At 70.3% G+C, this 26,118-nt stretch carries 26 protein-coding genes; 15 read left to right on the forward strand and 11 right to left on the reverse strand.

Annotation, left to right across the window (positions count from 1 at the left end; translation table 11 throughout):
• Positions 1-325: 325 nt before the first annotated feature.
• Both DFQ59_RS15535 and DFQ59_RS15540 read right to left on the reverse strand, forming a co-directional pair.
• Positions 326-667, reverse strand: a complete 342-nt coding sequence (locus tag DFQ59_RS15535; RefSeq protein WP_114280638.1) for a Rieske (2Fe-2S) protein — start codon at positions 665-667, stop codon at positions 326-328.
• Positions 664-1,542: a PfkB family carbohydrate kinase gene (locus DFQ59_RS15540; RefSeq protein WP_114280639.1), complete on the reverse strand. Its 879-nt coding sequence runs from the start codon at positions 1,540-1,542 to the stop codon at positions 664-666. The genes DFQ59_RS15535 and DFQ59_RS15540 overlap by 4 nt, the downstream gene beginning before the upstream one ends.
• A gap of 61 nt (positions 1,543-1,603) precedes the next feature.
• Here DFQ59_RS15540 and DFQ59_RS15545 point away from each other — a divergent pair, with 61 nt between their 5' ends.
• Together DFQ59_RS15545 and DFQ59_RS15550 are read left to right on the forward strand one after the other, a co-directional pair.
• Positions 1,604-2,029, forward strand: a complete 426-nt coding sequence (locus tag DFQ59_RS15545; RefSeq protein ID WP_114280640.1) for a YybH family protein — start codon at positions 1,604-1,606, stop codon at positions 2,027-2,029.
• A 94-nt stretch (positions 2,030-2,123) separates the two neighbouring features.
• Positions 2,124-2,501 carry a hypothetical protein gene (locus DFQ59_RS15550; protein WP_211314968.1) on the forward strand — a complete coding sequence of 126 codons (378 nt, stop codon included), beginning with the start codon at positions 2,124-2,126 and terminating at the stop codon, positions 2,499-2,501.
• A 10-nt stretch (positions 2,502-2,511) separates the two neighbouring features.
• Here DFQ59_RS15550 and moeA read toward each other — a convergent pair whose 3' ends face one another.
• The 6 genes from moeA to DFQ59_RS15580 are packed head-to-tail and all read right to left on the reverse strand — an operon-like array spanning position 2,512 to position 7,206.
• Positions 2,512-3,783: a molybdopterin molybdotransferase MoeA gene (gene moeA / locus DFQ59_RS15555; RefSeq protein WP_114280642.1), complete on the reverse strand. Its 1,272-nt coding sequence runs from the start codon at positions 3,781-3,783 to the stop codon at positions 2,512-2,514.
• Complete coding sequence (mobB, locus tag DFQ59_RS15560) at positions 3,780-4,316, reverse strand: molybdopterin-guanine dinucleotide biosynthesis protein B (protein ID WP_114280643.1); 537 nt, start codon at positions 4,314-4,316, stop codon at positions 3,780-3,782. Before mobB ends, moeA begins: the two co-directional genes overlap by 4 nt.
• Positions 4,313-4,933: a molybdenum cofactor guanylyltransferase MobA gene (mobA, locus tag DFQ59_RS15565; RefSeq protein WP_114280644.1), complete on the reverse strand. Its 621-nt coding sequence runs from the start codon at positions 4,931-4,933 to the stop codon at positions 4,313-4,315. Before mobA ends, mobB begins: the two co-directional genes overlap by 4 nt.
• On the reverse strand, positions 4,930-5,661 hold the full coding sequence (locus DFQ59_RS15570; RefSeq protein ID WP_114280645.1) for an energy-coupling factor ABC transporter ATP-binding protein: 732 nt from the start codon (positions 5,659-5,661) through the stop codon (positions 4,930-4,932). Before DFQ59_RS15570 ends, mobA begins: the two co-directional genes overlap by 4 nt.
• Complete coding sequence (locus DFQ59_RS15575) at positions 5,658-6,359, reverse strand: ABC transporter permease (RefSeq protein WP_114280646.1); 702 nt, start codon at positions 6,357-6,359, stop codon at positions 5,658-5,660. The genes DFQ59_RS15570 and DFQ59_RS15575 overlap by 4 nt, the downstream gene beginning before the upstream one ends.
• Positions 6,360-6,378: 19 nt before the next feature.
• Entirely contained in the window at positions 6,379-7,206 is an 828-nt protein-coding gene (locus DFQ59_RS15580; RefSeq protein WP_114280647.1) for an ABC transporter substrate-binding protein, read from the reverse strand.
• 273 nt (positions 7,207-7,479) lie between these two features.
• On the opposite strand from DFQ59_RS15580, the gene DFQ59_RS15585 reads away from it, so the two are divergent.
• Entirely contained in the window at positions 7,480-8,898 is a 1,419-nt protein-coding gene (locus DFQ59_RS15585; RefSeq protein WP_114280648.1) for a sigma-54-dependent transcriptional regulator, read from the forward strand.
• A gap of 85 nt (positions 8,899-8,983) precedes the next feature.
• A complete protein-coding gene (locus tag DFQ59_RS15590; RefSeq protein ID WP_114280649.1) occupies positions 8,984-11,035 on the forward strand; it encodes a sensor histidine kinase in 2,052 nt (683 codons plus the stop codon).
• A 172-nt stretch (positions 11,036-11,207) separates the two neighbouring features.
• Here the strand turns inward: DFQ59_RS15590 and DFQ59_RS15595 are convergent, their stop codons facing one another.
• From DFQ59_RS15595 to moaA, 3 genes are read right to left on the reverse strand one after another with little or no spacing between them, the layout of a single operon-like run.
• Complete coding sequence (locus DFQ59_RS15595; protein ID WP_114280650.1) at positions 11,208-12,128, reverse strand: helix-turn-helix transcriptional regulator; 921 nt, start codon at positions 12,126-12,128, stop codon at positions 11,208-11,210.
• Positions 12,129-12,154: 26 nt separating this feature from the next.
• On the reverse strand, positions 12,155-13,039 hold the full coding sequence (locus DFQ59_RS15600) for a formate dehydrogenase accessory sulfurtransferase FdhD (RefSeq protein ID WP_114280651.1): 885 nt from the start codon (positions 13,037-13,039) through the stop codon (positions 12,155-12,157).
• Positions 13,040-13,045: 6 nt separating this feature from the next.
• Positions 13,046-14,074: a GTP 3',8-cyclase MoaA gene (moaA, locus tag DFQ59_RS15605; RefSeq protein WP_114280652.1), complete on the reverse strand. Its 1,029-nt coding sequence runs from the start codon at positions 14,072-14,074 to the stop codon at positions 13,046-13,048.
• A 422-nt stretch (positions 14,075-14,496) separates the two neighbouring features.
• Here moaA and DFQ59_RS15610 point away from each other — a divergent pair, with 422 nt between their 5' ends.
• From DFQ59_RS15610 to DFQ59_RS15660, 11 genes are all read left to right on the forward strand, one after another.
• A complete protein-coding gene (locus tag DFQ59_RS15610; RefSeq protein ID WP_114280653.1) occupies positions 14,497-14,982 on the forward strand; it encodes a 4Fe-4S dicluster domain-containing protein in 486 nt (161 codons plus the stop codon).
• A 13-nt stretch (positions 14,983-14,995) separates the two neighbouring features.
• Positions 14,996-16,843, forward strand: coding sequence for an aldehyde ferredoxin oxidoreductase family protein (locus tag DFQ59_RS15615; RefSeq protein ID WP_114280654.1), 1,848 nt, complete (start codon positions 14,996-14,998; stop codon positions 16,841-16,843).
• 78 nt (positions 16,844-16,921) lie between these two features.
• The gene (locus tag DFQ59_RS15620; protein ID WP_114280655.1) at positions 16,922-18,193 is read left to right on the forward strand and encodes an NAD(P)/FAD-dependent oxidoreductase; all 1,272 of its coding nucleotides are present in this window, start codon (positions 16,922-16,924) and stop codon (positions 18,191-18,193) included.
• Positions 18,190-18,438, forward strand: coding sequence for a MoaD/ThiS family protein (locus DFQ59_RS15625; RefSeq protein ID WP_114280656.1), 249 nt, complete (start codon positions 18,190-18,192; stop codon positions 18,436-18,438). Before DFQ59_RS15620 ends, DFQ59_RS15625 begins: the two co-directional genes overlap by 4 nt.
• Positions 18,439-18,723, forward strand: coding sequence for a hypothetical protein (locus DFQ59_RS15630; RefSeq protein WP_114280657.1), 285 nt, complete (start codon positions 18,439-18,441; stop codon positions 18,721-18,723). It abuts the gene before it with no gap.
• A 517-nt stretch (positions 18,724-19,240) separates the two neighbouring features.
• Positions 19,241-19,759 (forward strand): DUF3305 domain-containing protein, encoded by a 519-nt coding sequence (locus tag DFQ59_RS15635; protein ID WP_114280658.1) that lies wholly within the window; start codon positions 19,241-19,243, stop codon positions 19,757-19,759.
• A complete protein-coding gene (locus tag DFQ59_RS15640; protein WP_170142188.1) occupies positions 19,749-20,303 on the forward strand; it encodes a DUF3306 domain-containing protein in 555 nt (184 codons plus the stop codon). Before DFQ59_RS15635 ends, DFQ59_RS15640 begins: the two co-directional genes overlap by 11 nt.
• Positions 20,293-21,996 (forward strand): 4Fe-4S binding protein, encoded by a 1,704-nt coding sequence (locus DFQ59_RS15645; RefSeq protein WP_114280660.1) that lies wholly within the window; start codon positions 20,293-20,295, stop codon positions 21,994-21,996. Before DFQ59_RS15640 ends, DFQ59_RS15645 begins: the two co-directional genes overlap by 11 nt.
• A 270-nt stretch (positions 21,997-22,266) precedes the next feature.
• Positions 22,267-22,896 (forward strand): TorD/DmsD family molecular chaperone, encoded by a 630-nt coding sequence (locus DFQ59_RS15650; RefSeq protein WP_114280661.1) that lies wholly within the window; start codon positions 22,267-22,269, stop codon positions 22,894-22,896.
• A 34-nt stretch (positions 22,897-22,930) separates the two neighbouring features.
• Positions 22,931-23,155 (forward strand): hypothetical protein, encoded by a 225-nt coding sequence (locus DFQ59_RS15655; RefSeq protein WP_170142183.1) that lies wholly within the window; start codon positions 22,931-22,933, stop codon positions 23,153-23,155.
• 46 nt (positions 23,156-23,201) lie between these two features.
• The gene (locus DFQ59_RS15660; RefSeq protein WP_114280663.1) at positions 23,202-26,111 is read left to right on the forward strand and encodes a formate dehydrogenase subunit alpha; all 2,910 of its coding nucleotides are present in this window, start codon (positions 23,202-23,204) and stop codon (positions 26,109-26,111) included.
• Positions 26,112-26,118 lie beyond the last annotated feature (7 nt).

The raw sequence follows: 26,118 nt of genomic DNA on the forward strand, positions 1-26,118 counted from the left end.
GTTTTACGCCGTTTCATGGATGGACCCGTGACCAGTCTCCGTTCCCTGTTATCCGTAACCTGTAACCCTGATTCTTAATAGACAGGATTTACGGGATTGAACGTGCATGTATCGTGATTGGGCAATACTCTGACGGAACACGGAACACGGAACACGGAACACGGAACACGGAACACGGAACACGGAACACGGAACACGGAACACGGAACACGGAACACGGAACACGGAACCATCCGCACCGCGGCGCTCCGATTCGATGCCCTGCCCGGCCGGATGAATCCGGCCCTACGCACTGACGCACTCACCCACTCACGGACTCACGCACTCACGCACTCACGCACTCACCCATCACCACCCATCCGTCCCGCTCCTCCACCGGCAGCGGCTGCAGGCCCCGGCCGGCGCAGGGGCCGGCGATGCAGTGGCCGTCCCCGATGCGGAACAGGGCGGCGTGGGTGGCGCACTGGAGGTGTTCGCCCTCCGGGTCCAGGAACGCGTCCGGGAGCCACTCCAGCGGTACACCCGTGTGGGGACAACGGTTGCGGTAGGCGCGCAGCAGGCCGTCGCGGCGCACCACCACCACGCCGTAGCCCTCCGGGTCGGCGGGGTTGTCGAAGCCCCGGGCCGCGCCCTCCGGCAGCGCCTCCGCCGGACAGAGCCGCCTCACCCGGCGTCTCCCGCCAGGCCGTCCAGCCCCGCCTGACCGCACTTGCGTCCCGCCAGCCGGCCGGCACGGTCGATGGCCTGGCCGACGGGGGCGCCGTCGAGGAGGGCGTGGATGATGCCGGCGTTGAACACATCGCCCGCGCCCAGGGTCTCCACCACCCGCGGCGGCGGATAGGCCGGGCTCTGGTGCAGGGTGCCGTCGGGCTCCAGGGCCCAGGCGCCGGCCTCGCCCCAGGCGCATACGAGCAGGGCGTCCGGGTTGCGCGGCTGCAGATCCGCCAGCAGGTCGGGTGCGCTGCCGTAGCCGCGGGCCTGGGCGAAACGGCGCGAGAACAGCAGCACGTCGGCCAGCGGCAGCAGCGCGTCGATGCCCTCGTGGGGCTTCTCCACCTCCAGCGAGCGCCGGGCGCGGGGCGCGGTCCGCGCGGCGTGCTCCAGCATGCGCCGGGTCTCCGCCAGGTTGCGCCCCTCGAAGTGAATCCAGTCGAAGGGGGCGAGGTCCACCACCGCGAAGTCGAGGAAGCCGAACTCGGGCAGATCGCGGTAATGGATAATGGTGCGCGATCCATTGCGCCGATTCAGCGTAACGTAGGAGGTGGGAACCCTGCCCCCCGCGACGACCCGGCAGGGGGTGGTGACGACGCCGTGGCGCTCCAGGTCGCCACGGATGCCGGCGGCGTCCGCCTCGTCGCTGAGCACGCCGCCCCAGTGGCAGCGGTGGCCGTGCTGGGCGAGGACCACGAGGGTGTTGGTGGCGTTGCCGCCGCGGGCGCGGCGCTGCGCCAGCGCGCGCACCTCGGCGTCCTCGGCGGGGTAGCCGTCCACCTCGTTGATGATGTCCAGGGTCGCGATACCGATGCCGAGCACGGTGGCCATGGGAACTCCTCGGTTACCGGGGGATCTCATTCATGAAGAGGGCCAGGCAGGTTAACAGACCATGAGCGATACGCGCTATCCCACGCCGGAGGCGGCCGAGGCCGCCTTCTACCAGGCATTCGAGGCGGCCGACCTCGCTGCCATGCTGACACTCTGGGCCGATGACGACACCATCGCCTGCGTCCATCCGGGGGCACCCCTGCTGCAGGGACGCTACGCGGTGTCCGAGAGCTGGCGCGGGATTCTCACCGACCCCGGCCGGATGAGCATCCACACGGAGACCCTGTCCCGGCACGTGGGCGACGGGATGGCGGTTCATGTCCTCCACGAACACATCACCCTGCCGGGGGAGGAGACGCCCCGCGATCCGGTGATGGTCACCAATGTCTATCGCGAAACGCCCGCCGGCTGGCGCATGGTGCTCCACCACGCCTCCCCGGTCCTGCGCCGCAACCCGGAGCCGGAGGCGCGGGCAACGGTGCACTGAGTCGCCGCCGCTCGGCAGTCCTTCAGTCGCCGATCCGGTTGCGCAGGCCGGCTACCGGTTCCCGGAGCAAACCCACAGCCAAGGAGATCCGATGATGCATCGATTACCGGTCGCAGGCCTGATCCTGCTGCTCACCGCCTGCGGTGGCGGTCCGTCCCTGGACGGCACCTATCTCGGCGATCCCGCCCCGGCGCGTGACGCCCTCGCCGGTCCGGCGGCGCGCATCGCCGCGGGCACCAGCGGGGAGATCGTCGACGTCAGCCTGGTGGTGGAGCGGGATGCCGCCCACCTGCTCGTTCGCGCCGCCGGTGGCGAGAACCTGGACTCCTTCGCCGCCGCGCGTGATGGCGCCGTCCTGGATGTCGATCCCGGCACCGGCGCCTCCCTCCGCTTCGTCCTGCAGGAGAGCGGCGACCTGGAGTGCACCGGCTGCGGCGCGCTGGGCCTGCCGTCCCGCTGGTACCGGCAGTAGCAAGCGTGGTTCAGATCAGCCCGTGGAAGGGCTGTACCTCCACCGGGTCGCCGGGCTCCACCCCGCCCTGGTCGTGGCCGAGGACGACGAAGCAGTTGGCCTCGCTCATGGAGCGCAGGATGCCCGAGCCCTGGGCGCCGGTGGTGCGCACCACCAGGCGGCCGTCGGCGTCCCGGTGCAGCACGCCGCGCTGATACTCGGTGCGGCCGGGGCGCTTCTTCAGGGCGGTGAGGCAGGGCACGGTGAAGCGGACGGGGTCGGTGTCCGTTTCGCCCTGCAGGCGGCGCAGCAGGGGCTGGGCGAACTGGTAGAAGGCCACCATCACCGCCACCGGGTTGCCGGGCAGGCCGATGAAGGTGGACGCACCCAGGCGGCCGAAGGCGAGGGGGCGCCCCGGCTTCATGGCGATTTTCCAGAAGTCGACCCGGCCGAGCTCGGCCAGGGTCTCCCTCACGTAGTCGGCCTCGCCCACGGAGACGCCGCCCGAGGTTATCACCACGTCGGCCATGGCGGCGGCCTCGCCGAAGGCGGTGCGCAGCGCCGCCGGGGTGTCCCGCACCACCCCCATGTCCAGCACTTCGACGCCCAGGCGCGTGAGCATGCCGTGCAGGGTATAGCGGTTGCTGTCGTAGATCTCCCCTTCACCGAGGGACTCGCCGATGGAACGCAGCTCGTCTCCGGTGGAGAAGAAGGCCACCCGCAGGCGCCGCCGCACCCGTACCTCGGCCACCCCCAGGGAGGCGAGCAGCCCCAGCTCGGCCGGGCCGATCCACTGGCCGGCGTACAGCGCCGGCTGGCCGGCGGCCAGATCCTCGCCGGCCTGGCGGACGTTCTGGCCGCGGCGGTGGCCGCCGTCGATGCGGATGGTGTCCCCGTGCCGCTCCGCATGCTCCTGCATCACCACTGAATCGGCCCCGGCGGGCATCATCGCACCGGTCATGATGCGCACGCACTGGCCGGCGGCAACCGCGCCGGGAAAGGGCGTTCCGGCGTAGGCGGTGCCGATGACGGCCAGCTCGGCGCTGCCCCCGGCGGGCAGGTCGGCGCCGCCGAGGGCGTAGCCGTCCATGGCGGAGTTGGTATGGGAGGGGACGTTGACCGGGGAGAGCACCTCCCCGGCCAGGACCCGGCCCAGCGCGCTGCGCAGGGCGATCTTCTCCACCCCGGCCACGGGGGCGATATCGGCGCCCATGCGCGCCAGGGCCGCCGCCACGCTCAGCACCCCGGCTTCCGCGTCATCGGCGCAGCTGGGCTGTCGGGCCACCGGTTTCGTGTCGTTCATAGGCTGTCCTTCCGCAGGTAGTCGAGGATGAAGCCGGCCACCTGCGCCGGGGCGTCGAGGTCCAGCACCGGGATGGCGGGGACCGGCTCCAGCGGCGCGTCGGTGGCGACGGCGAGTACGCGCGCATCCCGAGGATACAGCAGGGGCTGGCCCAGGGCAGGCCGGTGCAGCTCGATTTTCGGGATCGGCGCGCGCTTGAAGCCTTCCACCAGTACCAGGTCCGCGGCGTCCGGGTCGAGGCGGCCCAGCATCTGCGCCAGGTCGGGGCGCTCCGTGCGCTCCGGCGTCTCGGCCATCAGGACCCAGCGCTGGCGGGAGGCCACCAGCACCTGCTCGGCGCCCGCCTCGCGCAGCCGGTAGCTGTCCTTGCCCGGGTGGTCCACGTCGAACTCGTGGTGGGCGTGCTTGAGCAGGGCGATGCGCAGCCCCTCGCCGCACAGGAGCGGGATGACCCGCTGCAGCAGGGTGGTCTTGCCGGTGCCGCTCCAGGCGGCGATGCCGAGGATGGGGACGGGGAAGGCGGGCGCGGTCATGGTTCCTGGCGCAGCCGCTGTTCCAGCGCCTGCAGCTCTTCGGGCGTGTTCACGTTGAGGAAGGTCTCGGGCCGGTCGCTGAAATCCACCCGGGCGACGCGGTGACGGGCGAACCAGCGGTCGATCTTGCGCTCGCCGCTGTCGAGGTAGCCGGTCAGGTCCTCCAGCAGCCGGGTGTGCAGCAGCGAGAAGACCGGCTGCAGGCGCTCGCCGTCGTGGGCGACCGCGAGGTCGGCCCGTTCCGCCTCCAGGGCGGACAGCAGCCGCTGCGCCAGGTCGCCCGGGAGCAGGGGCGAGTCGCAGGGGGCGGTGAGGATGAGCGGGGTGGGGGCGGCCTGCATGGCGCTGGCCATTCCGGCCAGCGGTCCGGCGAAGGAGCCGTCCAGGTCGGGCACGACGGGGTAGCCGAACCCGGTATAGCGGTCGAGATTGCGGTTGGCGTTGATGAGCAGGTCGCCCACCTGGGGAGCGAGGGCGGCGATGGCGTAGGTGATGAGCGGCCGGCCGCCGAGCTCCAGCAGCCCCTTGTCCATACCGCCCATGCGCCGTGCCCGGCCCCCGGCCAGGATCACGCCGGTGATGCGGCTGCGGGCTCCGGAGCGGAGGGGCTGGCTCATGCCAGCGCGGTCGCCATGGCCGGTTGGAGCGGGACCGCGCGGATTCTCCGCGGCGTGTCGTCCTCCTGCCGCAGCCGGCCCTCCTCGAGGGTCAGGATCAGGTCGGCCAGGGGCGTCATCTCCTGCAGCTCGTGACTGCTGATGAGGATGCCCATGCCCTCGTCGCGCAGGCGCCGGACCAGGGCCTGGGTCTGATCCCGGGCGGCCTGGTCCATGCTGGCGGTGGGCTCGTCGAGCAGCAGCAGGCGCGGCTGCAGCACCCGGGCGCGGGTCAGCGTCACCCGCTGTTTCTCGCCGCCGGAGAGGGTGCGCGCGTTGCGCCCGGCCAGGTGCGAGAGGCCGGCCCATTCCAGCGCCTCGCCGACCGTCGCCCGGATGCGGCGTCGGGGCCAGCCCGCCTGTTCCAGGCCGTAGGCCACGTTGGCCTCCACGCTGCGGTCGAACAGGTAGGGCTGCTGGTGCACGTAGATCGCCTGGCTGCGGCAGAGCTGGCGGGCGGCATGCCACGGCCGCCGTTCGCCGCCGGACTCCACCAGGCCGCCGTCCGGGGCCTCGAGGCCGGCGAGGATCTTCATCAGGGTGCTCTTGCCGGCGCCGTTGCGGCCCTTGAGCAGGAGGCAGGTGCCGGGATGGATGCTCAGCTCCGGGATGCGGAACAGGCAGCGCCCGTCGAAGGACTTGTGCAGGTCCAGGAAGCGCAGCACCGGGGTGTTCGGTTCGGGTGTCATGTGCGTAGTTCGCCCTTGCCCTGGAACACGCCCAGGGTGAAGTTCAGGACCAGCGCCATCAGCAGCAGGACCAGGCCCAGGGCGATGCCCTGGGCGAATTCGCCCTTGCTGGTTTCCAGCGCGATGGCGGTGGGGATGTTGCGGGTCACATTGAGGATGTTGCCGCCCACCATCATGGAGCTGCCCACCTCGGCGATGATGCGCCCGAAGGCGGCCAGCACCGCCGCCAGCAGGCCGAAGCGCAGCTCGTGCATCAGCGTGAGCATGGCCCGCCACGGCGGGGCGCCCAGGGTCAGCGCCGTCTCCCAGGCGCGCCGGTCGGCGCCCTGGATGGCGGCGTGGCCCATGGCCACCAGGATGGGGAAGGCGAGCAGGAACTGGCCGATGATCATCGCCTCCTGGGTGAACAGCAGGCGCAGGTCCCCCAGCGGGCCGTTGCGCGAGAGCGCCATGTAGACGCTCAGCCCCACCACCACCGCCGGCACGGCCAGCAGGGTGTTGAAGGTGGAGATGAGCGCCCGCCGCCCGGGAAAGCGCCCGTGGGCGAGGAGGAAGGCCAGCACCAGGCCGGGCGGCGTGGCGTAGAGGATCGCCTGCAGGGAGACCTTCAGGGAGATGCCGATGATGGCCCACAGGGCGGCGTCGCCGCTGAACAGCAGCGCCAGGGCGCGGGTCGTGGCCTGTCCCAGGCTCTCCATGGACGGTGTCAGCTCCGGTTCATTTCTTCGCCATGGTCACCGCCACCGGGGTGAACAGCGGCTGGTCGTTGATGGTGAAGTCGCGGATGATGGCCTGGCCCTCCGGCGAGGTGATCCAGGCGATGAGCTCCAGCGCGCCCATGTAGTTGGTGTCCGGATAGCGCTGCGGGTTCACCGCCATGACGCCGTAGGGGTTGAACAGGCGCCTGTCGCCCTCGGTGAGCACCTCGAGCGGCAGCTTGCCGCTGTAGGCCAGCCAGGTGCCGCGGTCGGCGAGGGTGTAGGCGTCGAGCTCGCCCGCCATCTGCAGCACCTTGCCCATGCCCTGGCCGGCCTCCCGGTACCACTCGCCGCCGGGCTGCACGCCGGCGTCGCTCCACAGGGCGCGCTCCTTCTTGTGGGTGCCCGAGTCGTCGCCGCGGGAGATGAACACGGCCTGTTTCGCGGCGATCCGCTTGAGGGCCTCCGTGGCGTCGCTCAGCCCCTTGATGCCGGCCGGATCGGAGGCCGGACCGACGATGACGAAGTCGTTGTACATCACGTCACGGCGGTTGACGCCGTAGCCGGCCTCCATGAAGGCGTCCTCGGCGGGGCGCGCGTGGACCAGCACCACGTCCACATCGCCCTCCTGGCCCATGCGCAGGGCCTTGCCGGTGCCCACCGCGATCACGTGCACCTTGGTGCCGGTGCGGGCCTCGAAGGGGGGCAGCAGCTTGGCCAGCAGGCCGGAATTGTCGGTGCTGGTGGTGGTGGCGAGCCGGATGACGCCCTGTTCCGTCGCCAGCGCATTGGTGCCCAGGCACAGCCCGAGCGCCGCCGTGGCCGCGATCAGAATCTTCCGTAGCATGGGTTTCTCCTTATATGGCGAAGTAATGAAAAACATTGTCGTTCGCAATCAGCCACGGATAAGATGCAATCGAGGTGCCAGCGCGACGGTGTCCGTGAGAGCCGCGCGCCGAGGGGGGCAACACCCCGGCATCGTGCCGAGTGTGGGTCAATTTGTCGTAGTCCGCGGTCCGCGGCGGACACTTTGACCTATGCGCTTCGGCACGGCGGTCGTCCCGGGATGGGATTTTTCCCGGGCCGCGCCGCACGGGACAGATGCGGATGTGAGGCGGATATGACCGAGACAGCCTTGAAGCGGTTGGAAAATGCCGTGCCCGGTGAGGGCGCGAACGATGCGCCCGGCCTGGGCATCCAGGGTTCCATCCTGGTGGTGGACGACGAACCGGGAATCCGCAGCTTCCTGCAGCGATCCCTGGCCAAGAACTATCCCCTGGTGGAGGTGGCCGAGAACGTGGAGCGGGCCGAGGCCCTGCGCCAGCGCTGCCACTTCGACCTCATCATTCTCGACATCCGGCTGCCGGGCAAGTCGGGCGCGGAGTGGCTGGAGGAGCTGCGCGGGCAGGGCATCCGCACCGAGGTCATTTTCATGACCGCCTACGCGGACCTGGAGACGGCCATCACCGCCCTGCGCGCCGGGGCGTCGGACTTCATCCTCAAGCCCTTCCGGCTGGAGCAGATGCTCGCCTCGGTGCGGCGCTGCCTGGAGCAGCGCTGGATGGCGCGGGAGAATTTCCTGCTGCGCCGCCAGGTGCAGAGCCTGTTCGGCATGGACGGCATGGTCGGCCATACCCAGGCGATGCGCGACGTGGCGGCGGTGATACAGCGGGTCTCGCCCACCCCCTCCACGGTGCTCATCGAGGGCGAGTCGGGCACCGGCAAGGAGCTGGTGGCCCGCTCCATCCACCGCAACAGCGGCCGCAAGGGTCCCTTCGTGCCCATGAACTGCGGCTCCATCTCCGCGGAGCTGCTGGAGAGCGAGCTGTTCGGCCACGCCAAGGGCGCCTTCACCGGCGCCCACGCCGCCCGCGAGGGGCTGTTCAGCTACGCCAACGGCGGCACCCTGTTCCTGGACGAGATCGGCGAGATGCCCCTGGCCATGCAGGCCAAGCTGCTGCGGGTGCTGGAGGAGCGGGCCATCCGGCCGGTGGGAACCGACCGGGAAGTGCCGGTGGATGTGCGCATCCTCGCCGCCACCAACCGCCGGCTGGCGGACGAGGTGGCGGCCGGGCATTTCCGCGAGGACCTCTTCTACCGCCTCAACGTGCTGACCCTCACCGTGCCGCCGCTGCGCGAGCGGGTCGAGGACATCCCGGACCTGGTGCGCTTCTTCGTCGGCAGCCTGTCCCGCGAGCTGGGGGTGCCGGTACTGGAGTTCCGGGACGATGATCTGCGCCGGCTGGCCGTCTACAGCTGGCCGGGCAACGTGCGCGAGCTGCGCAACGTCATCGAGCGGGCCCTGCTGCTGGGCAAGCCGCCCGGCGACTGCCTGGTGGGCGCCGCGCGCGGGGCGGAGGCCGCGGAGGCGGCCGCCGAGCAGGGCTATTCCCTGGATCTGCCGCTGGATGAGGTGGAGAAGCGCCACATGCTGGCGGTGCTGCAGGCCGCGGAGGGCAACAAGTCCGAGGCGGCGCGGCGCCTGGGTGTCTCCCGCAAGACCCTCGAGCGCAAGCTGCAGGCCTGGGGAGAGGGGTGAGTGGCGATGAGCGGGATGCCGGCCCGCGGCGGCCGGCGCCGCCTGCGCCGCCCCTGAGCGGGGTCCGGGAGATGTGTCTGCCGTGATGGGCCTGCGTCGCTGGCTGCCCGACACGCTGCCCCTGCGCTACAAGCTCCTGGCGCTGGCCCTGGTGCCCGTGCTGCTGGTGATTCCGGGCATCCTGGCGCTCACCATCCACTGGGGCAGCGGCCTCAATATCCAGTACCTGCTGCTCAAGTCCAACACCGATCTCTCCGTGGCCCGGGATGCCTTCCAGCGCACCCAGCGGGACTACCTCGAGCGCCTCGGCCGCCTGGCCGACTCCCGCGCCTTCCGCCTCCACCTGGACCGTGGCGATCTCGTGGCCGCCCAGGCCCAGGTGCAGTCGCTGGTGCGGCGATCCGGGTTCGACTTCGCCCGCCTCACCGACACCCACGGCCGGCCCCTGGCCGGGGACGGGCCCGCCAGGCCGTCGTCGCTGCAGGGCCGCGCCGCCGGGGGGGTGCCGGCGATGGGAGTGGAGATCTACAGCCACTCGGAGCTGGCGCGGGAGGACCCCCACCTGGCCGACCGGGTGCAGCTGCCGCTGGTGCGCACGCCCCGGGCGGGGCCCACGGATCGCACCCTGGAGGACCGCGGCATGGTGCTGCACGCGGTCTACCCGGTGATGGATGCGGACGGCAGGGTGAATGCCCTGCTGGAGGGAGGGGTGCTGCTCAACGGCAACCTCGCCTTCGTGGATGCCATCCGCGATCTCGTCTACGGGCCGGGCAGCCTGCCGGAGGGCGGGATCGGCACGGTGACGGTATTCCTGGACGACGTGCGCATCGCCACCAACGTGGAGCTGGAGCCCGGCGTGCGCGCCGTCGGCACCCGGGTCTCGGCGGCGGTGCGCGAGCAGGTGCTGGAGCGCGGCGAGCCCTGGTCCAACCGCGCGTTCGTGGTCAACGACTGGTACATCGCCGCCTACGAGCCCATCACGGATGTGCGCGGCGAGCGGGTGGGAATGCTCTACGCCGGGTTCCTGGAGGCGCCGTTCAAGAACGACTACCAGGAGACCCTGGCGGTGCTGCTGCTGATGTTCGCCCTCGCCCTGGCGTTCGCCGCCTGGCTCGCGGTCGCGGGAGCGGGCTCCATCTTCAAGCCCATCGAGACCCTCACCGCGGTGGTGCGCGCCACCCAGGCGGGCCAGCACGTGCGCATCGGCCCGGTGGGCGCCCGCGACGAGGTGGGCGAGCTGGCGCGCCAGTTCGACGCCATGCTCGACCTGCTCGAGGAGCGCAACCGCCAGATCCGCCAGGCCGCCGACGGCCTCGAGCAGACGGTGGAGGCGCGCACCGAGGAGCTCAGGCGCAAGAACCGCGAGCTGGAAGGCACGATCCGGACGCTCCATGAAACCCGCCAGCAGCTGGTGACGGCGGAGAAGTTCGCGGCGCTGGGCAAGCTCTCCGCGGGCATCGCCCACGAAATCAACAATCCCACGGCCATCCTGCTGGGCAACCTGGAGCTGCTGGTGCAGGAGCTGGGGGAGGCCGCCCGGCCCGCCCAGGGCGAGATCGAGCTCATGTACGAGCAGATCGAGCGCATCAACACCCTGGTGAAGAACCTGCTCAACTACGCCCGTCCCGCCGAGTACGCCGCCCAGCTCGACACCGCCGACCTGGGCAACGTGCTGGAGCGCGCCGGCACGCTCTCCCGCCACCTGGCCGGCAAGGCCGGGGTGCGGGTGAGCATCGAGCACCGCGCCCGCACCCCGGTGCGGATCAACACCAGCGAGCTGCAGCAGGTGCTGATGAACCTGGTCATCAACGCCATCCAGGCCCAGCCCGGTGGTGGAGTGGTGGAGGTGACCAGCGACGACTGGGAGGACCGGGGGGTGGTGATCGGGGTGCGGGACGAGGGCCACGGCATCCCGTCCGAGCAGCTGGCCAAGGTGTTCGATCCCTTCTTCACCACCAAGGACCAGGAGGGCGGCACCGGCCTGGGCCTGGCCATCAGCTACGGCCTCGTGCGCCGCACCGGCGGCCACATCACCGCGGAGTCGGAGGTGGGGCGCGGCACCCTGTTCCAGGTCTGGCTCCCCCGCGAGCCGCGCACGGAGAACGCCGGCGAGGGCTGGCTCAACCTGTTCGGCTGATTTGGATTTATCCGCAGATTACGCAGATTACGCCGATGTAAAGGACGGGAGTTGTCCGGTTCGTCCCTGTGACCGTCAGTGCGCCTCCGATGCCAGTGCGCTGACAGTACGTACAGTCCTGCAACCCCAATCTGCGAAATCTGCGTAATCTGCGGATAAATCGAATAACCGGCTACTCGGCCCAGACCAGCCGGCCGTGCTCGGCGAAGTCGTAGCCGCCGAGGTCGCGGGCGATGGCCTCGCACTCGGGCTCGGCGAGGTGTTCCATCAGGCGCTGGAACAGGTGGCGGAAGTAGATCTTGCGGTTCAGGACCAGGTCGAAGGCTTCCCAGCCGAGGTGTACGAAGCCCAGCCCGAACTCGGTGGCCGCCGCGCGCACGCCGGGGGCCGCGTCCGCCAGCCCCATGGCCAGGGCCGCGGCCGCCTCGCGCTCGGAATGGGCGGTGAGCGCCGGGCGCAGGAGCGACTCCTCCAGGCCGTCGCGGGCCAGCGCCTCCTGGAGGAAGCGCCGCGAGCCCGCGCCCTCCTGGCGCATGGCCCAGCGCAGGCCGCCGTGGAACAGCGCCTGGGGGTCGTGGTCGGCGGCGGCGCCCGGGGCCACCATCAACCCCTGTTCACGCAGGAAGACCCGCACCATGACCCAGTCGTGGTGCTGGGGATAGTGCTTGATCAGTCCCGGGTGGCGGTTGCGGCTCTCCTCCACGGGGCCCCAGTGGATGCCGCAGGCGTCGGCGCGGTGGCGGGCCAGCAGGGAGAGGCCGAGGCGGGTGCCGGTGCTGGTGTAGCTGATGAGGGCGTTGCCGCCGATCTCGGCGGCCAGGTGCATCACCGCGCGGTAGAGCAGGGGGTCGTCGCTGCCGGCCAGCACCAGGCGGTCGGTCAGCACGCCGCCGTGGCTGGTCTCCACCATCCACTGGTCCACGAGCTCGCGGGGGAACATCCACTTGCCGGTGATCTTGGTGCCGGGCAGCTTGCCCTCGGCCACCAGGGCGTAGACCTTCTTCTCGTTCAGGCTCAGGTAGTCGGCCACCTGGCGCACGGTCATGAAGCGCGGCGGCGCCTGGTCCCCCGTTCCCTGGGCCTTGTCGTTCATGCCTGAACCCGCACCGCGCGCCGCCCCTACTCCCCGGCGGCCCGCGACAGGCGGGTCACCGCCGCCTCGTTCCGGCGTTCGGGCGGGGCGTCGTAGTCCAGGTTTTCGCTGCCGTTGAAGACCAGGAAGTGGCGGCCCTTGGCCCGGGCGATCATGGTCATGCCCAGGTCGCGGGCCAGCTCCAGCCCCATGTGGGTCACGCCGGAGCGGGACAGCAGCACGGGGATGCCCATCAGGGCGGTCTTCATCACGATCTCGGAGGTCAGCCGGCCGGTGGTGTAGAAGATCTTGTCCCCGCCCCCGATGCCGTCCAGCCACATGAGCCCGGCGATGGCATCGGCGGCGTTGTGGCGGCCCACGTCCTCCACGAAATGCACGATCCGGCCCTCGCCGCACAGGGCGCAGCCGTGCACCGCGCCGGCGGAGCGGTAGACGTCGTTGTGCCCGGAGAGGGTCTCCAGCAGGTCGTAGATGCGTGACTGGCGCAGCGACACGGCCGGCAGGCGCCGATCGTAGAGGTGGTCGATGGTGCAGCTGAACACGGTGCCCTGGCCGCAGCCGGTGGTGACGGTGCGCTGCTTGAGCTTCTCGTCCCAGCCCTCCACGCCGTGGTGGGTGGTGACCCGGACCGACTCCCGCTCCCAGTCCACCTCCACCGCCGCGATCTCCTCCAGCGCGTACACGAAGCGCTGGGTGCGGAGATAGCCGATGGCGAGCGCCTCGGGGCGGCTGCCCAGGGTCATCAGGGTGACGATTTCGCGATCGTCCACGAACACGGTCAGGGGCGACTCGCCGGCGATGTGCACCTCGCGGCGGTCACCGTATTCGTCCCGCACCTGCACCGCGCGGGTGGGCGCCAGGGCCGCATCGCTCATGCGCGGCCGGTAGGGCTGCCGGGTGTCGTCCGCCATGGGCTGTCAGCCTCCGGTCATGTTCATGTGCCGCATCAGCACCGGCTGCCCCTGCAGGTCGAAATCGTGGCCCTTGGGCTTGATCTGCATGGCGTCGACGATGGCGGCCTTGAGCGCCTCGGGCTCGCCGGGGTGGGCGCGCAGCACGCGGCGCAGGTCCACGGAGTGCTCCTGGCCCAGGCACAGCAGCAGCCGGCCCTCGGCGGTGACCCGCACGCGGTTGCAGGTGCCGCAGAAGTTGTGGCTGTGGGGGGAGATGAAGCCCACCCGGGTGGAGGTGCCCTGCACCCGGTAGTAGCGGGCGGGACCGCCGCTGTTCTCGGTGGTGGGGAGCAGCTCGTAGTGGTTCCCCAGGTCGGCGCGGATCGCGTCGCTGGAGTAGTAGGCCTCGGCCCGGTCGTGATCGCCGATGACGCCGAGCGGCATCTCCTCGATGAAGCTGATGTCGATGCCGCGCCCGACGGCGAAGTCCACCAGGTCGTGGACCTCGTCGTGGTTGCGGTTCTTCAGCACCACGCTGTTGAGCTTGATGCCCTCGAAGCCGGCCGCCAGCGCCGCGTCGATGCCGCGCAGCACCTGGTCCAGGTCGCCGGTGCGGGTGATGCGCCGGAAGCGGTCCGGGCGCAGGGAGTCGAGGCTGATGTTGACCCGCCGCACGCCGGCGGCGCGGATGGCGGTTGCCATCCGCTCCAGCTGGGAGCCGTTGGTGGTGATGACCAGTTCGCGCAGTCCATCCAGCTCGCCGATGCGCTCCAGCAGCCAGAGGATGTTGCGCCGGACCAGCGGCTCGCCGCCGGTGAGCCGGATCTTGGCAACGCCCAGCTCGCGGAACGCCCGCGCCACCTGCAGCAGCTCCTCCAGGGTCAGGATCTGGGCGCGGGGCAGGAAGGTCATGTCCTCGCTCATGCAGTAGACGCAGCGGAAATCGCAGCGGTCGGTCACCGACAGGCGCACATAGTTGACGTGGCGCCCGAAGCGATCCACCAGCGCGGCGCCGGGTGTGGACGGTGCGGTTGGTTCGAAAACTGTCGCCATGCAGGGTCTCCCTCCGCGCCGGCCCGCAGCCGGCTACTGGACTCCAGGGCAATAAAGCAAGATTCGAGCCGCCTGTCTGTACCCCGGAATGGTTAACCCCCGGGTCGATATTCCGGCCCCGCCGCCCGCCGGATCGGGATCACCCGGCGGGATTGGGTCATTCCGACCCACTCCGCCGCCCCGCCGGTGACAGTTTGACCCAGTGCGGAGGCGGCGGCTCCGCCGCGGGGGAGAGGCGGACGGTGAACGCCTCCGCCTCGGTCCCGATCTTCGCATCGGAAACTGGAACGTCCCTTGCGTACAGGTCCGTGTCACGCCGCTGCGGTTCAGGGCGGCGGCATAACGACGGCGCAATGCTACGCGGGCAAGGAACCAGAACAACTCCGCGGACACGGTCCAATAACTGGAGAGGAGGAACCCGAATGCTCCGGTCGCTGCACATCGAACCGAGAAAATGCACCGGCTGTCTGCAGTGCGAGATGGCCTGCTCCTACGAGAACGAGGGGGTGTTCAACCCGGCCCGCTCGCGCATCAAGGTGTTCAATTTCCACGAGGAGGGGCGCATGGTCCCCTACACCTGCACCCAGTGCGCGGAGGCCTGGTGCCTGCACGCCTGCCCGGTGGAGGCCATCGTGGTCAACCACGCCACCGGCGCCAAGGAGGTGCTGGAGTCCCGCTGCGTGGGCTGCAAGGTCTGCACCATCGCCTGCCCGTTCGGCACGGTGAACTACCAGCAGGCCAGCGGCAAGGTGATCAAGTGCGATCTCTGCGGCGGCGATCCGGCCTGCGCCAAGGCCTGTCCCACCCAGGCCATCACCTACGTCGACGCGGACTGGACCGGCTACGACCGCATGCGCGCCTGGGCCTCCCGCACCGACGCCCAGCCCGCCACCGGCACCCCCGCCTGAGAGGAGACACACCATGGGATGGCACAACAAAGTCCTGCGGGTGAACCTCACCGCGGGCACCTGCACCCCCGAACCGCTCAACACGGAGTGGGCCCAGCAGTACCTGGGCCAGCGCGGCCTGGCCACCAAGTACCTGGTGGAGGAGGTGGACCCGAAGGTCGACCCGCTCGCGCCGGAGAACAAGATCATCTTCGCCACCGGTCCCCTCACCGGCACCGCCGCCTCCACCGGCGGGCGCTACTCGGTGATCACCAAGGGCGCCCTCACCGGCGCCATCGCCTGCTCCAACTCGGGCGGCTACTTCGGCGCCGAGCTGAAGATGGCCGGCTGGGACATGATCATCTGCGAGGGGCGGGCGGCGAGTCCCGTCTACCTGTTCATCGAGGATGACCGCGCCGAGCTGCTGCCGGCCGACGGACTGTGGGGCAAGTCGGTGTGGGAGGCCGACGAGATCATCCACCGCACCCACCAGGATCCGCTGATCCGCATCTCGGCCATCGGCCGGGCCGGCGAGGAGGGGGTGATGTACGCCGGGGTGGTGAACGATCTCCACCGCGCCGCCGGCCGCTCCGGGGTGGGCACCGTGATGGGCTCCAAGAACCTCAAGGCCATCGCCGTGCGCGGCACGTTGGGCGTGACGGTGAAGGACCCGGCGCGCTTCATGCAGGCCGCCACCGCGGCCAAGCAGGTGCTCGCCGGCAACGCGGTCACCGGCCAGGGGCTGCCCAAGTACGGCACCCAGGTGCTGATGAACGTCATCAACGAGGTGGGCGCGCTGCCCACCCGCAACCACCGCGATGTCCAGTTCGAGGGCGCCGGCCACATCTCCGGCGAGGCCATGCACGAGCCGCGGCCCAGCGACGGCAAGCCCAACCTGGTGACCAACCAGGCCTGCTTCGGCTGCACCATCGCCTGCGGGCGCATCTCGCGCATCGACCAGAAGCACTACACGGTGGTGAACCGGCCCGAGTACTGGAGCGCCTCCGGCGGACTGGAGTACGAGGCGGCCTGGGCGCTCGGCGCGGCCACCGGGGTGGACGACCTGGAGGCGCTGACCTACGCCAACTTCCTCTGCAACGAGCAGGGCTTCGACCCCATCTCCTTCGGCGCCACCGTGGGCGCGGCCATGGAGCTCTACGACATGGGGGTCATCACCGACGCCGAGACCGGCGGCCTCAAGCTCACCTTCGGCTCCGCCGAGGCCCTCACCACCCTGGCGGAGCTCACCGGCCGCGCCGAGGGGTTCGGCCGCGAGATCGGGCTCGGCTCCAAGCGCCTGTGCGAGAAGTACGGTCACCCGGACCTCTCCATGAGCGTCAAGGGCCAGGAGTTCCCCGCCTACGACTCCCGCGGCATCCAGGGCATGGGACTCACCTACGCCACCAGCAACCGCGGCGCCTGCCACCTGCGCAGCTACACCGTCTCCTCGGAGATCCTGGGCATTCCCGAGAAGACCGACCCGCTGGCCAGCGAGGGCAAGGCGGGGCTGGTCAAGGCGTTCCAGGACGCCACCGCCGCGGTGGACTCCTCGGGCCTGTGCCTGTTCACCACCTTCGCCTGGACCCTCGGGGACATCGCGCCCCAGCTGGACGCGGCCTGCGCGGGCGAGTGGAGCATCGAACGGCTGCTGGAGACGGGCGAGCGCATCTGGAACATGGAGCGGCAGTTCAACCTCGCCGCCGGCTTCACCGCCAAGGACGACACCCTGCCGAAGCGCCTGCTCACCGAGCCGGCCAAGACCGGGCCGGCCAAGGGCAAGGTGAACGAGCTGCCGAAGATGCTGCCCGAGTACTACCAGCTGCGCGGCTGGGACACCGAGGGCGTGCCCACCGGCGAAACGCTGTCACGGCTGGGCCTGTGAAATCCGGTCCCGCGGGGCGCCCGCCCCGCGGGATCGGCCTCAGCCGGCTGATTCCATCGAGCACAAGGAGACGAACGGATGCGCTACCTGGTAGTCGGCGCGGGTCCGGCGGGGGTCATCGCCGCCGAGACGCTGCGCAATACGGATCCGGGGGGAGAGGTGGTGCTGGTGGGCGGGGAGCCCGAGCCCGCCTACTCCCGCATGGCCATCCCCTACTACCTGGCCGGCAGCATCGGCGAACCGGGCACCTATCTGCGCCCGGAACCCGATCATTTCAGCCGCGCGGGGATCGATTTCCGCCACGACCGGCTGCTGCGTCTCGACGCCGCCGCCGGACAGGCGCACCTGGCCAAGGGCGGCGCGACCCCCTTCGACCGGCTGCTCATCGCCACCGGCTCCAGTCCGGCGGTGCCCCCGGTGCCGGGGCTGACCCAGCCCGGCATCCACACCTGCTGGACCCTGGCCGACGCGCGGGCCATCGCCGCGGCCGCCAAGCCGGGCGCCCGGGTGGTGCTGGTGGGGGCCGGCTTCATCGGCTGCATCATCCTCGAGGCGCTGGTGGAGCGGGGCGTGCAGCTCACCGTGGTGGAACAGGCCCCGCGCATGGTGGCGCGGATGATGAACGACGTCGCCGCGGGGATGATCAAGCGGCGCTGCGAGCAGAACGGCGTGGAGGTGCTCACCGACACCCTGGTGGACGGGGTGGCCGAGCGCGGCGGCAACGGCGAGCCGTTCAAGGTCCATCTCAAGAGCGGCCGGGTCCTGGAGGCGGATCTCGTCATCACCGCCACCGGCGTGCGGCCCAACCTGGAGTTCCTTGAGGGCTCCGGCATCGAGACCGGGCAGGGCGTGCTGGTGGACGAGACCCTGCGCACCAGCGTCCCGCACGTCTACGCCGCCGGCGACGTGGCCGAGGGCCGCGACTTCTCCACCGGCGGCCAGTCGGTGCACGCCATCCAGCCCACCGCCAGCGAGCACGGCCGCATCGCCGCGCTCAACATGGCCGGGGTGGAGAGCGCCTACACCGGCAGCCTGATCATGAACGTCCTCGACACCCTCGGCCTCATCTCCAGCTCCTTCGGCCGCTGGGACGGCGTGGCGGACGGCGAGGAGGTGGCGCTGCGGGACGATGTCCGCCAGCGCTACCTGCAGCTGCAGTTCGCCGACGATGTGCTGGTGGGAGCGAACAGCGTGGGGATGACCCAGCACGTGGGGGTGCTGCGCGGCCTGATCCAGGGCCGGTTCCGGCTCGGCGTGTGGAAGCGGCGCCTGCAGGCGGATCCCACCCGGGTCATGGAGGCCTACCTCGCCTGCGCCGGCTCCCCCCTGCCCGTGGGCGGCGCGCAGTGAGGATCACCTTCAAGCTCTACGCCTCCCTGGCCGAGTACCTGCCGCCGGGGGCGCGGGATCACAAGATCGAGCTGGAAGTGCCGGAGGGATGCACCCCGATCCGGGTTCTCGAGGACCACCGGGTGCCGGACGGGCTGGTGCACCTGGTGCTGGTCAACGGCGTCTACCTGGCGCCCGCGGAGCGGAACCGGCCGCTGGCGCCGGGGGACGAACTGGCCGTGTGGCCCGCCATCGCCGGGGGGTGAGTGGCCGATCTCATCCGCGAGATGGGGCTTGATCGGGCCGAGTTCCTGCGCCTGCTCCCCGCCGCGGTGGCTCCCCGTCCCTACCGCCTGGAGGGCGATTCCATCCAGGTGGAGGATCCCGGCGGCGGCATCCGCATCCGCCTTCATCCCACCACCGAGCGCCGCATCGCCGGCCTCGGCCTGCCCGTCACCCGGGTGGAGTTCCGGTTCCAGGGCCTCGACGAGACGGCCCGCCGGTTATTCATGGAACAGTTCGAGCGCCACTTCCAGCGCGGCGGGGGGTGAAGCCCGCGGCGCACCGGGCAAAGGGTCGATAGACGGGATTTACGGGATCGAGAGGATATTTGGTGTTCCGTGTTCCGTGTTCCGTGAGTGCGTGAGTGCGTGAGTGCGTGAATGCATGAATGCGTGAATGCGTGAGTGCGTGAGTGCGTGAATGCGTGAATGCGTGAATGCGTGAATGCGTGAATGCGTGAATGCGTGAATGCGTGAATGCGTGAATGCGTGAGTGCGTGATGCGTGTGTTGTAGGGCCGAATTCATTCGGCCGGGCAGGGCATCGAACTCCGGCATCCGTTGCCTGGGAGTGCATTCGTTTCAACCTTCCCCATGCCTCCGTGTCCCTCCGTCACCCGACGGACAGATTGACGCGCCGGACCCGTGACTGGGTCATTCTGACCCACGAACGGGCTTTTCGCCTGGCCCCTTTGTTCCCTAATCCCCGCCCTGTCGCCGCTCCGCTCCCTCACGCCGGCTGGCATGACTATTGCCCCACTCTCCGGGAGGAAACCCGGAGGTGTGTCATGGCCGATCCCCTATTGGACAGCGTCGATGCCTTCGACGAACAGGATGTACTGCCCCTGGCGGTGGTGCTGGTCCGGCGACCTTCCCGGAGCCGCTGGCAGAGCCACAGCTGGACGGTGACCGGCGTGGTGGCGGGCGAGGTGGCCGCCACCCTGGGGCGGGATCGCCTCTGCGTCCACAACGCGCCGGAGGAGACCCGTTACCTGTGCGGCGGGCTGAATCTCGAGCTGCACGAGGATGAAGGCGAGAGTTACCACCACAACCTCACCACCGACGCCCCCGCCGTATTCGTCATCTCCCGGGCGGACGGGAACGGCGAGCCGCGGCCGTTCCTGGCCACGGTCAGCTACGCCGAGGCCTCCGCCTACCTGGAGGGCGACGCCGAGGTGCAGCCGGTGCCCATGCCCCCCGAGATCTATCGCTGGGTGGAGGCCTACGTGGTGCACAACTACGTGCCGCAGGAACGCAAGAAGCGCAAGCGCCAGGACTGGTTCCGGGAGGATGCCCGTGAAGGATGAGCCCGGGACGGTGACCGGTCCGCCCGCGGAGGGGGATTTCCTCGACCGCTGGTCGCGGCGCAAGCTCGCCGCCGCCCGGCCGTCGCCGGAGCCGGCGGCGCCGGCGAGTCCACCGGGGGAACCGGGCGCGGAGGGAGCGACGGCGGGCGGCGAGGCCGGACTGCCGCCGCTCGAGTCCCTGGATGCCGACAGCGACTACCGGGGCTTCCTGTCGCCCGAGGTGGACGAAGTGCTGCGCCGGGTGGCGCTGCGGCGGCTGTTCCATCTGCCGGCCTTCAATGTCACCGACGGGCTCGACGACTACGCCGAGGACTTCACCCAGTTCGCGCCTCTCGGGGACACCGTCACCCACGAGATGCGCCGGATGCTGGAGCGTGAAGCGGAGCGCGCGGCCGCCGCGGAGCACGCCGGGCGCGCCGGCGTCGCGGATGGGTTGCCGCCCGAGCCCGCAGCGGGCGAAGCGGTACCAGCCCCGGATCCGGTAAGCGGCACAGGCCCTGCCGACACCGACCACGAAGAGGACGAGACCCAGGATGCTGTCTGACAACCCCCTGAACCAGCTGCTCACCCGCACCGGCCCCGAGGGGCAGGCCCGTCACGCCGCCCTGGCGGCCGCCGCCGCACGCCTGGAGCGCGCCGCGCCCACTGCCCTGGTGGGGTACGCCTCCCGCGGCGCCGTGCTCATCATCGGCCCGGAAGCGGAGGCCCTGGACGCGGCCGGGCGGCTTGCCGGCCTGCCCCGACGGGTGGTCCTGGCAACCGAGCCCGCCACGGAGGCCGGCGGCGCGCCGGAAGCGGTCATCTGCCTGCACGGCCGGCTGGCCGGGCTGGCCGGCCACCTGGGCGGGTTCTCCGCCACGGCCGAGACCACCGCCGGGGTGCAGGACCTGACCGCGGTGCTGGACGACGGCCACAATGCCTTCGACCTGGTCCTGGATCTGCAGCCGGAGCCGGCGCTGGCGGGCCGGGTGGCGCCCCCCGGCTACTACGCGCCCGCCACCGGCGCCACCACCCTGGAGGCGGCCCTGGAGGAGCTGCCCGGGCTCGTCGGGGAGTTCGAGAAGCCCACCTATTTCCACTACGATCCGGACCTCTGCGCCCATGGACGACGCGGCGTCACCGCCTGTACCCGCTGCATCGACGCCTGCCCCACGCGGGCCATCACCTCCCTGGGGGACCAGGTGGCGGTGGACCCCCATCTCTGCCAGGGCTTCGGCAGCTGCGCCAGCGCCTGTCCCAGCGGCGCCATCCGCTATTCGCAGCCCTCGCTGCAGGATTCCCTCGAGGCCCTGCGCGCCCTGCTGTGGGCCTACCGCGAGGCGGGCGGCGCAACTCCACGCCTGTTGATCCACGACCGTGGCGAGGGGCTGGAGTGGCTCACCGCCAGGGCGACCGGGCTTCCCGAGTCGGTGGTGCCGTTTGTTGTGGAGGAGGCGGGCAGCCTGGGGCTGGAGGCCTGGCTGGGCGCCCTGGCCTATGGCGCGGCCGAGGTGATGGTTCTGTTCACTCCCGCGACCGCCCCCCTGGTGCGGGCCGAGATGGAGCGGCAGGTGGGAGTGGCCGGGGCGCTGCTGGAGGGCATGGGGCACGGCGCCGAACGGGTGCGGACCATCACCGCCGCCAGCGCGGAGGGCCTGGTGGCGGCGCTGGGGGAAGGGGCCGCCATGGCGCCGGTCTCCGCGGCCGCCTACCGGGGCACCAACAGCAAGCGCGAAATGGCCTTCTGGGCCCTGGACCATCTCCATGGGAACGCGCCGGAGCCGCGGCCGCTGACAAGCCTGCCGGCCGGCGCCCCGTTCGGCACCGCCCAGGTGGATGCCCAGAGCTGCACCCTGTGCCTGTCCTGCGTCGGCGTCTGCCCCGGCCGCGCGCTCCAGGACGGCTACGACCGGCCGCAACTCAATTTCATCGAGGCCAACTGCCTGCAGTGCGGGATGTGTACCCGGGTCTGCCCCGAGGACGCCATCTGGATCTCGCCCCGCCTGCTGTTCGATCCCCAGGCCCGGGCGCGGCCGCGCGTGCTGCACGAGGAGGAGCCCTTCCACTGCGTCGGCTGCGGCAAGCCCTTCGCCACCCGCAAGGTGGTGGACCGCATGACCGAGAAGCTGCGCGGGCACTGGATGTACCAGGACGGCCGCGCCATGGCCCGCCTGCAGATGTGCGAGGACTGCCGGGTGCGCAGCCTGTTCGAGGAGCAGGGGGGGCAGTTCATCACCCCCGGCAGCCCGTCGGCCTGAAGCAAGGGGCAGCCCTGCCCTTGACCCGCAAGTCGGCCAGCAGCGAGTCGCTGGGCGGTCAGGCCCAAGGCGCAACCTCGCCGGGGCAGTTGTTCTGCCTCACGAGGATGCAACGTCGCGGATGGCCGTCCAGCCCCCAAAATGGCGCAGGACGGGACATTTTGTCCGCCATCGCCGCAGTTCCCGCAGGGGGTGTGAGGTTGGCATCCCCCTCGTTTCCGCTTTCAGTGCCTCGATTCCTGGCGCGTATGTTGCTGTAGGAGAAGCGTGATGGAAACCGCTACGAAGATATTCCCGTCCCGCCCGGAGCCCGGCGTCCCCACCGGGGAGGACGCCCTGCGTGCCGGGGTCTATGCGCTGCTGGGCCGGCTGCTCACGGCGCCGCCCGACGCGGATCTGCTGCTGCGGCTCGGCGGGCTGCCCGCGGAGACCGGCGGCGGTGACGAGCTCGCCGCCGCCTGGGGCGCCCTGGGGCTGGCGGCCGGGCGCACCAGCCCGGAAGCGGCCGCGGATGAGTATCAGAACCTCTTCATCGGCCTGGGCCGCGGCGAGCTGGTGCCCTACGGCTCCTGGTATCTCACCGGTTTCCTGATGGAGAAGCCCCTGGCGCAGCTGCGCCGCGACCTGGCCCGCCTCGGCTTCAACCGCCGGGAAGGCGTCAACGAGCCCGAGGACCACGCCGGCGCCCTGTGCGAGGTGATGACCATGTTGATCGGGGACGGTGAGCCCGCCTCGGCGGCGCGCCAGCAGGCGTTTTTCGAGGCGCACATGGCCAACTGGATGGGGCGTTTCTTCAATGACTTGCAGGGGGCGAAGACAGGCCGTTTCTACCGCGCGGTGGGCCAGCTGGGCGAGGCCTTCATCGAGGTGGAGCGGCAGTACTGGGCCATGCCTGTGTAAAGCACTACTGACCGACCAAGCGAGGTGTGCAGCGATGAGCGACAAGACAGAAGGCAAGACCCCGGAACAGGGGCGGCGCGCCTTCCTCAAGGGGGCCCTGGCGGCCGGGACCGCCACCACGGTGGCGGCGGTGGTGGTCGGCGGCGGAGCGCCGGTGCAGGAAGCCGAGGCGGCCGCGGCGCCGGGCGCCAGCGCCGGCCCGAAGGGCTACCAGGAGAGCGAACACGTGCGGGACTACTACCGCACGGCGCGCCTGTGACGCCGGCCTGAACCGAATAAAGCGGACTGCTGCGAGGAGTTTGGCCATGAAGCTCATGAAAAAGACCGCGGGTGCGGCCGCTGCCGCGACCGCCAATGCTGGAAGCGCCATCGACCGGCGCACCTTCCTGCGCCGTTCCGGCATGGGTATCGGCGGCGCCGCGCTGGCGGGCTTCCTGCCCGGCGGCACCATGATGCGCAGGGCCTCGGCCGCCGAGCAGGGCGCCATGGCCACCGGCAGCGTGGAGACGGCCCGGACCATCTGCACCCACTGCTCCGTTGGGTGCGGCATCCTGGCGGAAGTGGACAACGGCGTGTGGACCCGCCAGCAGCCCGCCTTCGACCATCCCTTCAACGCGGGTGCCCACTGCGCCAAGGGCGCCTCCGTGCGCGAGCACGGCCACGGCGAGCGGCGCTTGAAGTACCCCATGAAGCTGGAGGGGGGGAAGTGGAAGCGCATCTCCTGGGAGGACGCCGTCAACGAGGTGGGTGACCAGATGCTCAAGATCCGCGAGCAGTCTGGTCCCGATTCGGTCTACTGGCTCGGCTCGGCCAAGCACAACAACGAGCAGGCCTACCTGTTCCGCAAGTTCGCGGCCCTGTGGGGCACCAACAACGTGGACCACCAGGCGCGCATCTGTCATTCCACCACCGTGGCCGGCGTGGCGAACACGTGGGGCTACGGCGCCATGACCAACTCCTACAACGATATCCACAACTCCCGGGCCATCCTCATCATCGGCGGCAATCCCACCGAGGCCCACCCGGTGAGCATGCTGCACGTGTTCCACGGCAAGGAGCGCAACAACGCCCCGCTCATCGTCATCGATCCGCGCTTCACCCGCACGGCGGCCCATGCCGATCTCTTCGTGCGCATCCGGCCCGGCACCGACGTGCCCCTGGTCTGGGGCATGCTCTGGCACATCTTCCAGAACGGCTGGGAGGACGACGCCTTCATCAAGCAGCGGGTCTACGGCATGGACGAGATCCGCAGGGAGGTGGCCAAGTGGACGCCGGCCGAGGTGGAGCGGGTCACCGGCGCCCCCGAGGAGATGGTCTACCGGGCGGCCAAGATCATGGCCGACAACCGCCCCGGCACCTTCATCTGGTGCATGGGCGGGACCCAGCACACCATCGGCAACAACAACACCCGCGCCTACTGCGTGTTCCAGCTGGCGCTGGGCAACATGGGCGTGTCCGGCGGCGGCACCAACATCTTCCGCGGCCACGACAATGTCCAGGGCGCCACCGACCTGGGCGTGCTCTCCCACACGCTGCCGGGCTACTACGGCATCTCCGAGGGCGCCTGGAAGCACTGGGCGCGGGTGTGGGACGTGGACTACGAATGGCTGGCCGGGCGCTTCGACAAGGAGTCGCAGCCGGGCGAGTACTTCGGCGAGGAGGGCGGCAGCGAGGGCAAGCCCCTCGCCTCCATGAACCAGAACGGAATCCCCGTCTCGCGCTGGATCGACGGCGTGCTGGAGGAGAAGAACAACATCGCCCAGCGCGACAACGTGCGCGCCATGGTGTTCTGGGGCCATGCCCCCAACAGCCAGACCCGCGGCGAGGAGATGAAGCGGGCCATGGAGAAGCTGGACCTGCTGGTGGTGGTGGACCCCTACCCGACGGTCACCGCGGTCATGCACGACCGCACCGACGGCGTCTACCTGCTGCCCGCCTGCACCCAGTTCGAGACCTACGGCTCGGTCACCGCCTCCAACCGCTCGCTGCAGTGGCGCGACCGGGTGATTCCGCCGCTGTTCGAGTCGCTGCCCGATCACACCATCATGTACAAGATGGCGAACAAGCTCGGCTTCGCCGACCAGCTGTTCAAGCACATCCAGGTGAACAACGACGAGCCGCTCATCGAGGACATCACCCGCGAGTTCAACCGGGGGATGTGGACCATCGGCTACACCGGCCAGAGCCCGGAGCGGATGAAGAAGCAGCAGCAGAACTGGGGCACCTTCGACTTCACCACGCTGAAGGCCGAGGGCGGTCCCTGCGACGGGGAGCACTACGGCCTGCCCTGGCCCTGCTGGGGCACCCCCGAGATGGGCCACCCCGGCACCCCCAACCTCTACGACACCAGCAAGCCGGTGGCCGATGGCGGACTCACCTTCCGCGCCCGCTTTGGCGTGGAGCGCGACGGGGTCAGCCTGCTGGCCGACGGCTCCTGGAGCGAGGGATCGGAGATCCGGGACGGCTATCCCGAGTTCACCGCCGACCTGCTGCAGAAGCTCGGCTGGTGGGACGACCTCAGCGCCGAGGAGAAGGCGGCGGCCGAGGGCAAGAACTGGAAGACCGACCTCTCCGGCGGCATCCAGCGGGTGGCCATCAAGCACGGCTGCGCCCCCTTCGGCAACGCCAAGGCCCGCTGCGTGGTGTGGAACTTCCCCGACCCGGTGCCCATCCACCGCGAGCCCCTCTACACGCCGCGCCGCGACCTGGTGGAGCAGTACCCCACCTACGAGGACCGCAAGGTCTTCTACCGGCTGCCCACCCGCTACCAGTCCATCCAGGCCAAGGACTACTCCAGGGACTACCCGCTCATCATGACCAGCGGGCGCCTGGTGGAGTACGAGGGCGGCGGCGACGAGACCCGCTCCAATCCGTGGCTGGCGGAGTTGCAGCAGGAGATGTTCGTGGAGATCAACCCCAAGGACGCCAACGACGCCGGCGTGCGCGACGGCCAGGACATCTGGGTCGAGGGCGCCGAGGGCGCGAAGGTGAAGGTCAAGGCGCTGGTGACCCGGCGGGTGGCGGCGGGCGTGGTCTTCATGCCCTTCCACTTCGGCGGCCACTTCGAGGGCAAGGACCTGCGGGACAAGTACCCGGAGGGTGCCGATCCCTACGTCCTCGGCGAGGCGTGCAACACCGCCTTCACCTACGGCTACGACTCGGTGACCCAAATGCAGGAGACCAAGGTGTCCCTGTGCCGCGTCTACAAGGCCTGACCGCGAG

Origin of the sequence: Thioalbus denitrificans, from assembly GCF_003337735.1 — a bacterium.
GTDB classification, from domain to species: Bacteria; Pseudomonadota; Gammaproteobacteria; order DSM-26407; family DSM-26407; genus Thioalbus; species Thioalbus denitrificans.

Bases quoted from the DNA above. Each gene is read 5' to 3' on its own strand.
- DFQ59_RS15655 (WP_170142183.1), top strand. From the start codon at position 22,931: ATGAGCGACAAGACAGAAGGCAAGACCCCGGAACAGGGGCGGCGCGCC.
- DFQ59_RS15540 (WP_114280639.1), bottom strand. From the start codon at position 1,542: ATGGCCACCGTGCTCGGCATCGGTATCGCGACCCTGGACATCATCAAC.
- DFQ59_RS15650 (WP_114280661.1), top strand. From the start codon at position 22,267: ATGGAAACCGCTACGAAGATATTCCCGTCCCGCCCGGAGCCCGGCGTC.
- DFQ59_RS15595 (WP_114280650.1), bottom strand. From the start codon at position 12,128: ATGAACGACAAGGCCCAGGGAACGGGGGACCAGGCGCCGCCGCGCTTC.
- DFQ59_RS15615 (WP_114280654.1), top strand. From the start codon at position 14,996: ATGGGATGGCACAACAAAGTCCTGCGGGTGAACCTCACCGCGGGCACC.
- DFQ59_RS15645 (WP_114280660.1), top strand. From the start codon at position 20,293: ATGCTGTCTGACAACCCCCTGAACCAGCTGCTCACCCGCACCGGCCCC.
- DFQ59_RS15570 (WP_114280645.1), bottom strand. From the start codon at position 5,661: ATGACACCCGAACCGAACACCCCGGTGCTGCGCTTCCTGGACCTGCAC.
- DFQ59_RS15635 (WP_114280658.1), top strand. From the start codon at position 19,241: ATGGCCGATCCCCTATTGGACAGCGTCGATGCCTTCGACGAACAGGAT.
- DFQ59_RS15545 (WP_114280640.1), top strand. From the start codon at position 1,604: ATGAGCGATACGCGCTATCCCACGCCGGAGGCGGCCGAGGCCGCCTTC.
- moaA (WP_114280652.1), bottom strand. From the start codon at position 14,074: ATGGCGACAGTTTTCGAACCAACCGCACCGTCCACACCCGGCGCCGCG.
- DFQ59_RS15550 (WP_211314968.1), top strand. From the start codon at position 2,124: ATGCATCGATTACCGGTCGCAGGCCTGATCCTGCTGCTCACCGCCTGC.
- DFQ59_RS15575 (WP_114280646.1), bottom strand. From the start codon at position 6,359: ATGGAGAGCCTGGGACAGGCCACGACCCGCGCCCTGGCGCTGCTGTTC.
- mobB (WP_114280643.1), bottom strand. From the start codon at position 4,316: ATGACCGCGCCCGCCTTCCCCGTCCCCATCCTCGGCATCGCCGCCTGG.
- DFQ59_RS15580 (WP_114280647.1), bottom strand. From the start codon at position 7,206: ATGCTACGGAAGATTCTGATCGCGGCCACGGCGGCGCTCGGGCTGTGC.
- DFQ59_RS15590 (WP_114280649.1), top strand. From the start codon at position 8,984: ATGGGCCTGCGTCGCTGGCTGCCCGACACGCTGCCCCTGCGCTACAAG.
- DFQ59_RS15620 (WP_114280655.1), top strand. From the start codon at position 16,922: ATGCGCTACCTGGTAGTCGGCGCGGGTCCGGCGGGGGTCATCGCCGCC.
- mobA (WP_114280644.1), bottom strand. From the start codon at position 4,933: ATGAGCCAGCCCCTCCGCTCCGGAGCCCGCAGCCGCATCACCGGCGTG.
- moeA (WP_114280642.1), bottom strand. From the start codon at position 3,783: ATGAACGACACGAAACCGGTGGCCCGACAGCCCAGCTGCGCCGATGAC.
- DFQ59_RS15585 (WP_114280648.1), top strand. From the start codon at position 7,480: ATGACCGAGACAGCCTTGAAGCGGTTGGAAAATGCCGTGCCCGGTGAG.
- DFQ59_RS15660 (WP_114280663.1), top strand. From the start codon at position 23,202: ATGAAGCTCATGAAAAAGACCGCGGGTGCGGCCGCTGCCGCGACCGCC.
- DFQ59_RS15610 (WP_114280653.1), top strand. From the start codon at position 14,497: ATGCTCCGGTCGCTGCACATCGAACCGAGAAAATGCACCGGCTGTCTG.
- DFQ59_RS15600 (WP_114280651.1), bottom strand. From the start codon at position 13,039: ATGGCGGACGACACCCGGCAGCCCTACCGGCCGCGCATGAGCGATGCG.